At 35.3% G+C, this 14193-nt stretch carries 12 protein-coding genes; 10 read left to right on the top strand and 2 right to left on the bottom strand.

Annotation, left to right across the window (positions count from 1 at the left end; all coding sequences use genetic code 11):
• Positions 1 to 143: 143 nt before the first annotated feature.
• From MKY60_RS09625 to MKY60_RS09595, 7 genes are all read left to right on the top strand, one after another.
• On the top strand, positions 144 to 578 hold the full coding sequence (locus tag MKY60_RS09625; protein ID WP_340879645.1) for a VOC family protein: 435 nt from the start codon (positions 144 to 146) through the stop codon (positions 576 to 578).
• A gap of 890 nt (positions 579 to 1468) precedes the next feature.
• Positions 1469 to 2341, top strand: coding sequence for a GNAT family N-acetyltransferase (locus MKY60_RS09620; RefSeq protein ID WP_340879644.1), 873 nt, complete (start codon positions 1469 to 1471; stop codon positions 2339 to 2341).
• A 1159-nt stretch (positions 2342 to 3500) separates the two neighbouring features.
• Positions 3501 to 5432 carry a sigma-70 family RNA polymerase sigma factor gene (locus MKY60_RS09615; protein ID WP_340929629.1) on the top strand — a complete coding sequence of 644 codons (1932 nt, stop codon included), beginning with the start codon at positions 3501 to 3503 and terminating at the stop codon, positions 5430 to 5432.
• Between the two features lie 354 nt (positions 5433 to 5786).
• Positions 5787 to 6152, top strand: coding sequence for a cupin domain-containing protein (locus tag MKY60_RS09610; protein WP_090570931.1), 366 nt, complete (start codon positions 5787 to 5789; stop codon positions 6150 to 6152).
• Positions 6153 to 6545: 393 nt separating this feature from the next.
• Entirely contained in the window at positions 6546 to 7394 is an 849-nt protein-coding gene (locus MKY60_RS09605; protein ID WP_340929628.1) for a YitT family protein, read from the top strand.
• Between the two features lie 185 nt (positions 7395 to 7579).
• Positions 7580 to 8245 (top strand): serine/threonine protein kinase, encoded by a 666-nt coding sequence (locus tag MKY60_RS09600; RefSeq protein ID WP_340929627.1) that lies wholly within the window; start codon positions 7580 to 7582, stop codon positions 8243 to 8245.
• Between the two features lie 417 nt (positions 8246 to 8662).
• On the top strand, positions 8663 to 10060 hold the full coding sequence (locus tag MKY60_RS09595) for a right-handed parallel beta-helix repeat-containing protein (RefSeq protein ID WP_340929626.1): 1398 nt from the start codon (positions 8663 to 8665) through the stop codon (positions 10058 to 10060).
• A 13-nt stretch (positions 10061 to 10073) separates the two neighbouring features.
• On the opposite strand, the gene MKY60_RS09590 is transcribed toward MKY60_RS09595, so the two are convergent.
• Positions 10074 to 10382: a hypothetical protein gene (locus tag MKY60_RS09590; RefSeq protein ID WP_241599895.1), complete on the bottom strand. Its 309-nt coding sequence runs from the start codon at positions 10380 to 10382 to the stop codon at positions 10074 to 10076.
• 222 nt (positions 10383 to 10604) lie between these two features.
• On the opposite strand from MKY60_RS09590, the gene MKY60_RS09585 reads away from it, so the two are divergent.
• Positions 10605 to 11084 carry a GNAT family N-acetyltransferase gene (locus tag MKY60_RS09585; RefSeq protein ID WP_340879639.1) on the top strand — a complete coding sequence of 160 codons (480 nt, stop codon included), beginning with the start codon at positions 10605 to 10607 and terminating at the stop codon, positions 11082 to 11084.
• Positions 11085 to 11412: 328 nt separating this feature from the next.
• Here the strand turns inward: MKY60_RS09585 and MKY60_RS09580 are convergent, their stop codons facing one another.
• On the bottom strand, positions 11413 to 11994 hold the full coding sequence (locus MKY60_RS09580) for a TetR/AcrR family transcriptional regulator (protein ID WP_090570910.1): 582 nt from the start codon (positions 11992 to 11994) through the stop codon (positions 11413 to 11415).
• Between the two features lie 373 nt (positions 11995 to 12367).
• Here MKY60_RS09580 and MKY60_RS09575 point away from each other — a divergent pair, with 373 nt between their 5' ends.
• Entirely contained in the window at positions 12368 to 13561 is a 1194-nt protein-coding gene (locus tag MKY60_RS09575; protein WP_340931085.1) for an MFS transporter, read from the top strand.
• Between the two features lie 168 nt (positions 13562 to 13729).
• Entirely contained in the window at positions 13730 to 14155 is a 426-nt protein-coding gene (locus MKY60_RS09570; RefSeq protein WP_340929625.1) for an ester cyclase, read from the top strand.
• The last annotated feature ends 38 nt before the right edge of the window (positions 14156 to 14193 follow it).

Here is a 14193-nt window from a genome sequence, read left to right as displayed (position 1 = left end):
TACTTAAAGTAGAGGACAGGATCATTGAAAATGGAACCATATTTACAGTGTGAACATATTGAATTTGTTATACTTAATTATAAATTAGAAGTAAATGAAGAAGTAGAGAATGTTTATTAACTAATAAAAGGAGTGTAATCATAATGGTAGGAGTAGAAATTGATTTGGTTGTTACAGATAGTTTAAAAGCATTAGATTTATACGAAAACATATTTGAGATCGAACGTATTGAGGTTTCAGATTTACCCAAAGGAACAAATGAAGTAGTATTTACCCTCTACGGAGTACGCTTTCACATGTTGGATGAAAATGCAGAATTTCAATTGATAGCACCAACCAAAGATGACCCCAAAACAATTTGGTTTAACGTTTCTGTCCCTGATATCAAGGAAACATATACTAAGGCAATGAGTTTGGGGTGCACGGAGATACAACAGGTTACTGATCTACCTGATTATGGAGTGTCAAATGCAATATTTATGGACTCTTTTGGTTATGTATGGATGCTTCACCAAATCCACAAAGTAGTGAGTCATGAAGAGCGTATACGACTTTGGGAGGAAAAAAGGAATCATTAATATTAGATGTATTAAATAATTATGAACCTCTCAGGAATAAAGTCACGAGTGTTATTGGCTATTTAATAAAATCTAATAACTGGTACTTCAAGTAAAGGGCACTTTTCTTTAGTAAGAAGGTACCTTTTTTGTCTGCTCCTACACAAATAATTGTGTAGGTTTACACTTAAACTAGCGAGGGGATTTAGTTAAAGATTCACATTCCTAAATAATCATTTTTTTATAAAACCAAACTTAAATACTGGAAAAGAACCCTCTTTTTACCAAAATTGGTTCTTGTTATTTATGTATACTATAAAATTTTAAATCAACACTTAAATATACTCACCTAATAGTTCAGATTTCCACTTATGAATAGCATGGTTTTCTCTTGCAAACACTTTATTTATAACAATGTTATGGTTTAGAAATTCAAGTGAGTTATTTAAAACTTATGGTCCCAAATGTTTTGAGTATATTTAAAGCCCGTAAATTTAAGTGTGGCGCGCTTGCTATAGTGGCTTTATTTTAGAAAACTTTATAGTTAATTTTTTGCGACTTTAAGTATATCTTTGCCATAATGGCAAGGGTATACTTAATTTTGTTTTAGGGACTCTGGAAGGAAGGGATTAACGTTTGTTTTGTTGAACTTATTATACTAATAGATCAAAATACAATGAAAAATTGATTTTAGTAAAACCTATAATAGGAAGTCAGGACATTTGTTAGAGGAGTTTGTGAAAGTGTCGAAACAGGTTAGTTGAAGAAGGAATAATTAAATCTTTATTGAATATGAATAGGAGGATTCAATACAAGGGATGGTGATAATTGGCTTTTTTAAAGCGGAGGCCATAGTAAGAATATCAAAAAGATAGTTACAAATATCAAGAAGAATCGAGGAGATTACATAAATGAGTATACCTGTAATTCGAACTTATAAAGATTCAAGTGATTTAAAGCGAATGCAGAAACTTACACAAGCTATATGGTCACTGGAACCTAATTACCATATAGGCGATCTAGCTTGGCAACGCTACCGACACGCTGGACGCGAGGATGATTGGGATACTGCAATTTGGGAAATGGATGGGAAGCCCGTTGCTTGGGGATGGATTCAAAACCCTGGTGAGTTAATATGTCAAGTTGATCCTGATTTTCCTGAGGTGGCCAAGGATGTCATTGACTGGTTTGATAAAATAACTATAACCAATGAGCAAAAAGTGATTGTCCTAGAAAAGGAATCGCATCTTATTTCAGCCTTAGAAGATTCTTTATTCAACCCATTAGCAGAAAATCCAGAAGTCCTCACAAAAATTTCATTGGATAGTTGTTCATTCCCTGTTCAATTGCCAGATAAGTTTAAAGGGCGCCATATCAAGGGGTCTGAGGATTTAAAAAATCGTGTGGCAGTACATAAAGCTGCATTTCATGGATCCAGAGTCACAGAAGAAAGTTACTTGAACGTTATGAATACCTATCCTTATGATTCTTCTCTTGATTGGGTAATAGAATCCCCAAATGGTGAGTTCGTGGCATCTTGTTTAATTTGGTTTGATGAAGAAAACAAGGTGGGGTTACTGGAACCTGTTGGAACGGATCCGAGATTTAGGAGAATGGGGTTAGCCAGTTCAGTCTGTAAGCTTGCTCTTAATGCGTTGCGAGATAAGGGCGCAAAAACGGCAGTTGTTGTTTGTACTTCCCCTAAAACACATGAATTTTACAAGTCTATTGGATTTGAAACATTTGCTCAAACAAAATCATTTCATCGTCTTAAAAATGCTTGATAAACTTCGCTTTTCTTCTTCAACTAACGTGTTGCTTTACTTCAATATGGGGTAAAGCTTTTGTCCTATTAATCTAATGGTTCAGTTTTAGTATAAGAAGAGGTTAATATTATCTAAGTAGGTAGATAACAAAGGGTGATATTGAAACTATTGAGTATCACAAATAAGCTTAGTTATTCAACTAACGGTGTGCTTGTGCGGCCGAGCCTAGGTCGTATCATATAGCGGGTGGGATTCCCGTCGAGAAAGAACTAGCCATTCACTCGTAGCGAGTCTTGGAGGGCTAATGGTAACATTCGCCTTTAAGCGTAGACAGTTAGGTGGCGGGCCGAAAGCCAACTGGTTGAAGGGATTGAGCTCCATAATGTTAGTAAATCGAGAGGGCTGATGCCTTAAGCACAGCAGAAAGCTATATTTTATCCATCGTTAAAGGCAAGAAGGATAAAACCTCTCTGGAGTCAGAGACCTTGGCACGTCACACATCGATATGATACGGCAACTCGGGAGGCCCTACCGGTCTTTTCTTCTTATAGAAGAGTATGGTGTACAAGCGATAATAAGCGAGGAAACCAAATGCCGTGTAGGGAGTCGGATAGCAGCGTAGTACCAATGAAGTTGGGTAATGCCGATGGAGGAAAGGCTGCTACCAAATGATCACTCTCACTAGGGACACATTTACTACACACAGCGGTAGAAAAAATAATAAATGTAAACTAAACTATTGAGGATAGCAGAATCACCATTTTGTGAAGGATAATTTGGAGGAGCCGTGTGCGTAAATAGCGCAAGCACGGTTCTGTGAGGGGGTGGAACACAATATACCGTAAGGTAGAGAGGTTCCCTTCTACTCGACTACTTCAAGAAGTGGTAAAGCCTTTTTTTATTGAACTCCTTGAAAATTAATATCTTCGATTCAGAGAAAAAGGCAATACAAAATCTGACGCAGCTCAATAAATTTTTTAAAAAAGTGCAGCGCCTAAATGTGATTAAATTGTGGGTTGGACTAGGAAGCGTTAAGGGGGAGTTGCTGATTCTTTGAGAGCATGTTGTGTCCTCCGAACGGAAATAACGCCATGTTTTACTAAGGAGCGGTAAAAATATTTTACATAATGAAACCTTTTTGATAAATCCGCACTCTAAGTTATTAGGAGGGAATGCAATGGAACAGTATGTACTACGAGCACTTGCGAAGGATGAAGGATCGATTCAGCATTTAATAATGATATATAAGCCGAGATTACTCGCTAAAGCATTTACCTATGTAAAAAATAAGCAGGATGCGGAAGATATTGTGCAAGAAACTTTTATAAAAGCGTTTAGTGCGCTAGCTCAACTAAAGGAGCTGAAATATTTTAGTACATGGTTGCACAAAATATTAATTCGTGAAAGTTTTTATATGTTGAAGAAACAGGAACGGATGAAGATCTTAGAAGTAGAAATGCTAAAACAATTTCAGTTACTCTCTCAAGAAAATAGCGAGGATTACAGTGCATTACATAACGCAGTTGGAAGTCTTAAAAAAGACTATCAAATGGCAATTGTGTTGCATTATTACTATGACTTTAAAGTAGTTGAAATCGCAGAAATGCTCGAGAAGCCGCCCAATACAATCAAAATGCATCTGCATCGTGCTAGGAAAGCGCTTCGTGGAAAGCTAGAGCAAACGATGCAGCAATCATTACAACCAAAGGACGTGAAACGTATGTTAAAGGAACAGTTATTCGAATTAGCACAACAATATGCAAATGCGCCTACATACTATGAGCTCGAACTAGAAAATTACCTAGAGGATGGGATTTCTTCGTTCATGTGGAAAGGGCAAAGCAAGGATGAAGGGGTTTTTATTCGATTAGATAATAATGGACGCATCGAGGATTTTGCAAAAACGCCCACAAAAGACGGGGCACCTATTACAGAAGAGAAAAAGCTTACAATAGCCCATCAGCTACTGCGTGAGCAATACCCAGAAGCAATTGCCTATTATACACTAGTAGAACAACAAAAAAAGGAATCATCGACAGGCTTTAAGTATGTGCAAGTTGTAGATGGATTGCCTCTAGATGGCTATTATTGTCGAATAGAAGTAACCGATCCTGGTGAAATTATTCAGTTCACCTATACAGGCTATACGGAAAATCCACCGACAATGCCAAAAGAACTTTATCCTCCAGAGCATATTTTACATGCATTGAACAAGGGGGAATGGTCGCTTAGTGCGGAATGCTTTAATGAACAATATGATTCCGTTTCAGAGTCAGGTATATATGCAATTTATGAGTCGGAGCTATTAAGGCAGGCGTATGACGCGGTGACGGGTAAACCTTTATTTGACAATGACGATGAGCCAAAGCGAAGCTATGTGCCGTTCCCAAAAGTAGAAGCGTTGTCAAAAAAGGATACAATTGAAGAAATACTGGGCATTAGTGATGAATGGGAGCGATATGAAGAGGAAAGTATGGATGAAGAATTTGAAGAGGTAAACTGGCGTCCCAAATCTTGGAAGGATGAAGAGGGGAAATCATACGAGCATTACATGAGGCGTAAGTTTGAACATCGTATGAGAGCAAAGGTTGATAAACAGACGAAACAATTAAATAGCTTCATCTCGTTTACGAAAAGTGAAGGAGAGGCAAAGCTTTCTGAAGAGGAATGCTTACAAATTGCTATACAGTTTATTCAAACCTATTATTCAGAGTTCGCATCTTATTTATATGTAGAGATGAAAGAGGAAGAGGATATAGTGAAAAACCGTGCCTTTTTCCGATTTGTTGTTCAGAAGGACGGCTACTTTGTTGGGAATGAATTTTTTCACATGAATATAAGTAAAAAAACAGGTGCTATTTTGATGTTTTCATCACCGAATATAGCGATTGAAGAGATTGAAAAGTTTGAGCCAAAAACCATTAAACCTATTAAAGAATTACTACCACTAAAAAATCTGAAAGTACAAGTTGAATGGGATAAGGTTTATGGGGAAACGGAGCAGGATGGGGGCGAGATGCGGCTCATTTATCGTATTCAGACAACAGACGGAGCCTTTGTAAAAGGGATTCATGCGGAAAATGGTGAGGTTATTTATAGTGTAATCTAATCTTAAAGCAGTTTGCCATGAGAGTAGTACAGTTTTATTGGCGTGTCGGCGTGCGTGTGGAAAAATCAATACAAGTTGTTAAAACAACAGTTGATTAGTTGAATAAGAGAAAATTTTTATCTCGGAGGATATATAGATAGATATAGAAAAATGGATAATCATTATAGTATTAAAGTCAATAACAAATCTGTAAAAATAATTCGATCGTTGTTATAAAGAGTGCTGTATGAATTTTGTTCAACAAGTGGTCCATTTTGTGGAAAATCAGCAGAAACTTTTGATATCTTAATTAATATAGTAATTAATCTATTGAAGTTGTAAAATAAAGGTAAGAATAGTTCTGGGGGGATTTATATCAATTATAATGCTATTAATCTAAGCGAGAAACTTTCCAAATTCAGTGAACACTGGTCGCCTAAAGTTATTGGTGAAATGAATGATTATCAGTTTAAGTTAGTTAAGATTTTTGGGGATTTTGTATGGCACGATCATAAAGACACCGATGAGGCATTCATCGTGATAGACGGTGAGATGTCCATTGCTTTCCGCGATGGAGAGGTTAAACTTTCCAAAGGTGAAATGTATGTGATACCAAAAGGTGTGGAACATAAGCCTTATGCTGAAAAGGAATGCCATATAATGCTGGTAGAGCCCAAAGGTGTAGTCAACACTGGTGAAACTAATTTAAAACTTACCGCTGAAAATAACATATGGATTTAAACCAATAATTCAGTTACTTCCTTTGAATTAACATATAGTGGAAGAAGTTACGTATTTTCCGTAATCGGGAGCGATTCTTTAATAAGAATCGCTTTTCTTATTGAACTAACATTTAGATGGTCTATTCTTATGCCCAAAACATCAGGCAGAATTGTACGATTGTGAGATATTACACTTAAATGTAGAAGTAGTTTATTGGATGAAGACATAATCATATCAATGGAATAATAATATCTTTAGTATGTTTAACTACTTTAAGGTAGATCTGAAATAGAATGTGTGGTAAGTATAAAACAATACATCTCAACTCACATGAACATTATTTTAGATAGGCTTTGTATAAATACTAAGCAAAGATGTTCAATAGTAAGCAATAAAAGGAGTTGAGTAAAATTGGAAGTCAATAATGGACAGACTATTAGTATATTTGAAAGAATAAGTCGTGTTTTATTTATTATAATGGGAGCACTTATTACAGCTATCGGTTTAGAAGCGGTACTAATCCCAAACGATATAATCGATGGTGGTATAACAGGAATATCTATCCTGTTATCTCATTTAACAGGATTCTCATTAAGTTTATTCCTGTTCATACTAAATATTCCCTTCGTATTTATCGGATATAAGGTACTTGGAAAATCATTTGCATTTAGTTCGGTAATAGGTATCACTTTCTTGTCGATTGCTACTAGTTTATTGCATCACATTCCAACTATTATTTCAGGGGATACCATGTTAGTTGCAGTATTAGGCGGTATTATGATCGGTTTAGGGGTTGGTATTGTTTTACGAAAAGGTGGTGCTTTAGATGGTACAGAAATTTTAGCTATACTAATCGCAAAGAAATTCCCTTTATCGGTGGGGGAAGTTATTATGAGTATTAATGTCTTAATATTCTCATTCGCTATGTTAATTTATGGACTAAGGGGTGCCTTATGTTCGGCTATAGCTTACTTTATAGCTATGAAGGTAATAGACATGGTGCAAACCGGCTTTGACGAATCTAAAAATATTATGATTATTAGCAATAACTCACGAAAAATTGGTGACGCAATTCAAACACGTTTAGGTAGAGGAGTTACTTATGTGATTGGCGAGGAAGGACAAACCAATGCACGTGTTGAAATAGTTCTCTGTGTTATTAATAGGTTGGAAGAACCTGAACTTAGAACACTCATTAAGACAATTGACATAAATGCTTTCATAACAATTAATGGTATTGTGGAAGTGCGGCAATATTAATCTACTCTACAAAAGTGGCTATATAATCCTAATTTATCACTAGCAACTGGTTAGTTGAATCCATGAATTTGGTGGTAAGCTTAAAAAGTGGTATTGGAAGCTTGTTAAGAGCGATATAGGATCCTTATAAAAGTAATTCGACAATTATGTAGTTATTCTTCCACGATAATGAGAGGTGAGATTATATGGAAAAAGACTGGGACAAAGTTTTTTTATCTCTTTCCAAAATTAAAGTTTTTTCAAATGCAAATAATGAGCCTGTAACCATAAGTGGTGACCTTGATGACTTGAAGTGTATAGGTGTAGGGACAGATGCGGCTGTTTTTCAATCTCTTTCCGTCCCAGACTATGCATTTAAATTATATGCCAAAGACAAAGTAAACAAAGTAAAAGTTGAAGCAAATGTTTATCATATACTAGGGGATTCACCCTTCTTTTCAACATGTTTTGCTTCATACGACGAATACCTTGTTTTAAGCTACGAAGAAGGGAAAACTCTCTTTGACTGCATTCTACAAGGTATTCACATTCCAGAGCAGGTTGTAAATGATGTGGAGAATGCAAGAGAATATGTTCGAAATAAGGGCCTTAATCCACGTGATATTCATTTAAAAAATATTTTACTACAAAATGGAAGAGCAAAAATAATTGATGTCTCAGAATACGTGCTGCCTGGTAATGATTATCGATGGGAGCATCTAAAAAAAGGATATGAGCAATACTATCATTTAATAGATGGAAATTCCGTTCCTTTTTGGTTAGTAGAAACGATTCGAAAGTGGTATAACCAGCGGGCGGAGACTTCTTCTTCATTTGAAGAGTTTACAAAAAAGATTTTAAAACTTCTGTAGAAAAAATAGGTGAACTAGCTCTATTCAAAATATTGTACATGAATTTAGCTTATTGTACTCCATTGAAAATTAATAAACTATCAAAATCTATAGAATTGCATAACAAAATAGACTCAGAAAAAGATTTTTAAAAAAGTATAGTAAACCATTTAAATTGAAGTAATCAAGTATCAACTCCATTCTTGTTAAATTAAAGGTAGACTGGTGCAAAAACAGAGTAGGATGTGCTACTCGTAAAGAGTGCGACAGTCTGTGATGCCCCGGGGTCGTTGGAGTCAGACTAACGGATGGGCTCTAATGGCACCATAGTTCATCGACCTTCTTCGCCTGCCATACTATACCCATTCTGAAACAATTTTCATCCTCTGCGGTGCAATATCTTAAGTGCATGAAATATATTCAATAAGGAATGATTTAATGAAAAAGATCTATTTTATCCTCTTATCGGCAGCTGTTATCATGATAGTTTTTGTTTTAAACAATATAAATGAAAAGCAGAATCAAGCTATTTACGTATCTCTAAATGGAAATGATCAAAATGATGGTAAAAAATCAAAGCCATTTCGCACACTAAAAAAAGCGGCATCAGAAGCAAATGCCGGGACTACCGTTCTCATACGAAAAGGAACCTATAATGAAAAGCTTGTCGTTAAATATAGTGGGACCAAATCAAAACCAATTACTTTTAAAGCCTACAACAAGGAGAAGGTTGTTCTTAGTGGAAAGGATATAAATGATGTTGAAGGGGATACATCCTTAGTTACGATAAACAATAAAAACTACGTGACCATTAGCGGGCTAATTATACAGGATTTATCTACTGATTTAGCAGATGAAACTGTAATGGGGATATATGTAACAGGCTCTAGCAATCATATAACACTAGAAAATAACCATGTGCAACGGATTGAAACCCATGCAGATGATGGGAATGGCCATGGGATTGCTATATATGGAACTGGCACAATGAGAGATATAAATATTTTGAGTAATACGTTGGAAAACTTAAAACTCGGTTCAAGTGAATCTCTAGTTCTAAATGGAAATATTGACGGTTTTAAAGTAGAAAAAAATATAGTTCGCCGAAGTGATAATATCGGAATTGATCTAATTGGTTATGAAGGTACCTCTAATGATAAAAAAGTGGACTATGTACGAAATGGTATAGTAAAAAAAAATCAAGTTTATGAAATATCCTCTTACGGTAATCCAGCTTATGATGGAGATTATTCTGCTGGCGGAATTTATGTAGATGGTGGAAAGAATATAATCATTGAAAAGAATACCATTTATAAAAGTGATATTGGAATTGAAGCAACCTCTGAGCATGCTAAAAAATACGCTGATAACATTAAAATAATAAACAATATTATTTATGACAACTTTTACACTGGAATATCAATTGGTGGGTATGATAGGGATCGGGGAGGTACGATCAATTCTACTATCACTCAAAATATTCTATATCGAAATGACACGAAGGGGCTAGATGGGGGACAGCTATTATTACAACATGATACAAAAAACAATTTGATAGAAAAAAATATTTTAACCGCTGGACCATCGCGGATTTTTATCTCCAACTATTTTACAACCAATCAAGAAAATAAACTACAAAATAATGTATTTCATAAAGAAAAAGGAGAAAAGGGTATTTGGATATGGAAAGAGGAAGAATATACATCTTTTCCTAAATTTAAAAAAGCTTCAATAAGTGATGAGAAATCAATTTATTTAGATCCAAGATATCAAAATGCAAACAAATATGACTTTAGGCTGAAAAAGGATTCGCCTGTAAAAAAAATTGTAGACTAATTTTGTATTCTAATTATCTATCCACCCAGGAAAGGTCAATGACAACAGTCGTTTTGGTGTTTTTCAGATGGTGTTTAAATAGCTCCGTATCTTTTAAATTAAATTCATGGTATATAAATTTATCTTTTAAATGTGGATAAGAAAGAGAGTAGACAATTGCTTCTTTCTGTTCATAATCTATCAAATGAATGACGCAATTATTCATTACATGATAGATCGGATCTTTCTCATCCTGTACAGAGTTATTTAGGATGGAAAGTATTCCGTTCGCCACACCACCTGCACTTCCCAGTATTGTGATAATATGTTCATTTTTCTCCATTTCAAAACCCCGTTTAGTTTTATACATAGTCTATGTTTAAGAGAGAAAATGGTATAGGTGGTTTTCAGCTGTCTTTCTAAATATATACTTTCATGCTAATTCAAACACTTAAACTAAAGGTGCAGGTTAGTTGAACAAAGATAGTTAAATAAATTATCTTTAATGATGTAATAACTACATAAAGAGTGGTAGTATATAGAAAAATGAATGGGGAATGATATTATGGGGAATTTTACCGGTGTTGAACTGAAGCATTTTTCAAGTGAGCATATGATAGTATTGAACTCTTTTGTCCTAACAGAAGAACAAAAACAATTTTCTACATTACCAAACAAATTCGGGGAAGTTACAGAAGGACAGTATCGTATTGTTATTTTAAGTGAAAAAACACCTGTTGGTTTCTTTCTACTAAATTCAAATGAGCGAGTTAAGAAATACTCCACTAATCCGAACGCTTTGTTATTAACTGCACTATCAATTAATCATACAGAGCAAGGAAAAGGCTACGCTAAACAAGGGATGTCATTACTGATTGAGTTTGTTAAATCAGAATTCCCTAAATGTGATGAAATTGTATTAGTAGTAGATATAGATAATATTCCAGCTCAAAAACTATATTTGAATGTAGGATTTGAAGATACAAATGAGAGACAAATAGGACGTATCGGCGAAGAAATTATCATGAGACAATCCATAAAATAATGAAAAAGACCATAACTAAAAACAACTGCATTTTACACTATCAATTATACAATAGAAAAACGATTAGCTAATTACCATAAATTTTAAATAAATGCCCAAGAACCAGGATGATTCAATTTTATTATATCAACTATTTTTTGGCACTTAAAACCTATTCCCTCGGTGGTAACAATTAAATGGACTTCGAAATGTAAGAAAATTCATGATGTAAAAAACTCTATCTTTTTCAAGAGGGAGTTTTACTCTTTTAGTTTTGAAATAGAAGAGGAGAATGATATTAAAATATTTAGATTCATATAACCAGACAAATAAATTGAAGCAACCCGAGTTACTTAAGCAATGTAAGTAACTCTTTTATTGCATTATCAACAAATGATCGTTTTGGACGAGATTTCATTATTACAGTAAGTCCAATTAACGATACTATTAGTGCTTGTGCTAAGGCTTTAGAGTTTACATCGGTCTCAAGTTCTCCTGATTGTATACCTCGTTCAATGGTTTCTTGAAATATGATTGAAAGGTACATTTGATGTTCCCTTGTAAGAATTTCAAATTTCTCATCATGTGGCGCAAGTTCGACCATTGTATTAATGCAAAAGCATCCTCTACTGGGGCTTTCAGTGTATTCCTCAGCAACCACTTTTTCAAAAAAAGTGCAAAATGCTTCCTTTACTGATGGAAAGTTTTGAAGTCTTGTTCGGATATCTGAAGCATGGGACATCGTGTATTTGCGTAGAGCAGCTTCGAACAATTCTTTTTTCCCCCCAAAGGCAGAGTAAATACTGGGTCGTTGAATCCCCATTCTGGAAGTTAAATCACTTAATGAGGTTGCTTCATATCCCTTCTCCCAAAATAATTGCATAGCTGCATCTAATACTTTTTCTTCGTCAAATTCACGGGTTCGTCCCATAGTCAAAACCTCTCGTTTCTTTTTTTGTTTAATTATAACTAATCATATGAAACTGCCATTTGTCTTCTTTTTCTTACTGAACAGTATAATATAAATATATATTTTTCTCTTTATATTGTCAAATTTAGACTAAATAATCCTAACAAGAGATTTCCCAAAGAAAGATGACGTTATTACGGGGAATATAATTTATAAGTTGACAGAATTAGTTTCTATAAGTTATATTTACCAAGCAATATAACATACTGTTCGGTAAGTTATATTAGACAGTATTTAAAATTTATAGGAATAAGGGGGGTACTGAGTGGAGGAAGTTAAAGAAAAAATAGCAGTCAATGCAGAGTTAAAGGCGAATTCGAGTCAGGGAGCATTTATCCCATCTGATTCAATCCGTGTTACTTCTATGTCTCGTAATGTGTCATTATTATTTGCGGCTGCCTGTGGGATGTCAGTCGCAAATATCTACTTCGCACAGCCGCTACTTGATCAGCTATCTAGTGAGTTTGATATTGACTATTCCATCATCGGAATTGTTATTACCATTACTCAAATCTTTTATGGATTAGGATTGATACTGCTAGTGCCACTCGGTGATTTTCTGAACCAGCGTTTATTGATTATCGGCCAGATGTTATTAACCATAATAGTTTTGGTTATAGTTGGAACTGCTTCCAACAGCACGATACTATTTGCAGGAATGGCTTTAGTGGGACTTCTTGCAGTCGTAACTCAGACTCTTGTTGCATTCGCAGCATCTATTGCTGCTCCTGCTGAACGAGGGCGTGTGGTTGGTATTGTAACAAGCGGAATTGTAGTCGGCATACTTCTTGCGCGGTCCTTTGCAGGAATATTAACGGATGTTGCGGGGTGGCGTTCCGTATATCTAGTCTCTGCTGCACTAATGCTTTTAATGGTTTGTATGTTTTTTAGGGTATTGCCCCAAATTGAACGAGATGTAAAATCAATGTCCTATCCCCAATTGCTTAAAACGGTGTTTATATTGTTTAAACAAGAACGAATCTTACGCATCCGCTCTGTTCTTGCCCTACTTATTTTTGCTGATTTCAGCATTTTGTGGACTTCACTAGTACTGCCTCTTAGCACTCCGCCATTATCTCTTTCGCATAGCGCGATTGGAGCACTTGGTCTTGTAGGAGTGGCTGGTGCTTTATCTGCAGCGCGTGCTGGAAAGCTAGCTGATAAGGGTTACGGGCAGAGAACAACAGGCATTGCTTTGACTTTATTGTTGATTTCTTGGTTATTCATTAGCTATACAGAGCAATCGCTATTAGCATTAGTTATAGGTATTGTACTGCTTGATTTGGCGGTGCAAGCCATACATGTTACTAATCAAACGATGATTCTTCCATTGCGTCCGGAGGCACGGAGTCGGTTAACAGCTGGGTACATGGTGTTTTATTCTATTGGCAGTGCTAGCGGATCAATTGCTTCTACCCAAATGTACGCGCACTACGGGTGGGAAGGAGTATGCTTGCTTGGGGCGTCTGTTAGTGCTTTAGCTCTTCTATTTTGGGCAATGACAAGGAACCTAAAGTTTGTGCATTAAAGTATGCATATGTTTTAACCTACCTAAGATACCATCATGAATCTGAGATACATAGCAACCAGTCTAGAGGAAATCAATTTTAGTACAGAAGCTCTATTCGTTTATCGGCTTCAAACGAATACCATGCATTTACGGTAACAGCATTGAAATAAATATGGAGGTGCTCTTATGACACCAGAACAAATAATTAGAAAATTTTTTGAAGAAGTACGATCAGGAAAAAATCCAGACTACTCAAATCAATTAATGTCCGAACAAGTATTGGCTCATCAAATTGTATCCGAGGAAGAACAAACAGTTTTAAGGACGCCTAAAGATTATGCTGAACACGTAAGAGAAATGATTGAAGCCTATGGTAATTATACTTTAGAAATTCAAGAATTATTGGTACAAGGACATAAAGTATATGTGCGTTGGAAAGAAGTAGGTAAACACGTAGGAGTAGTCGATGGATATCAACCTACGGGACATTCAATAACTCAAATGACAAGTGCAGTATATAAGATAGAAGATGGGAAAATTTCCGAGTATTGGATTCAAATAGATAGATCTGGGGTTCAAAAACAATTAGAGTACAATAAACATATTAAATAGATATTTGAATTCTAATATGTTAGGATAATAGACTTTTT

This window comes from Psychrobacillus sp. FSL K6-1415 (genome assembly GCF_038003185.1).
In the GTDB taxonomy this organism is placed as follows: domain Bacteria; phylum Bacillota; class Bacilli; order Bacillales_A; family Planococcaceae; genus Psychrobacillus; species Psychrobacillus psychrodurans.
Note: the sequence above shows the minus strand (reverse complement) of the source record. Positions and strands in the feature narration are given on the sequence as shown.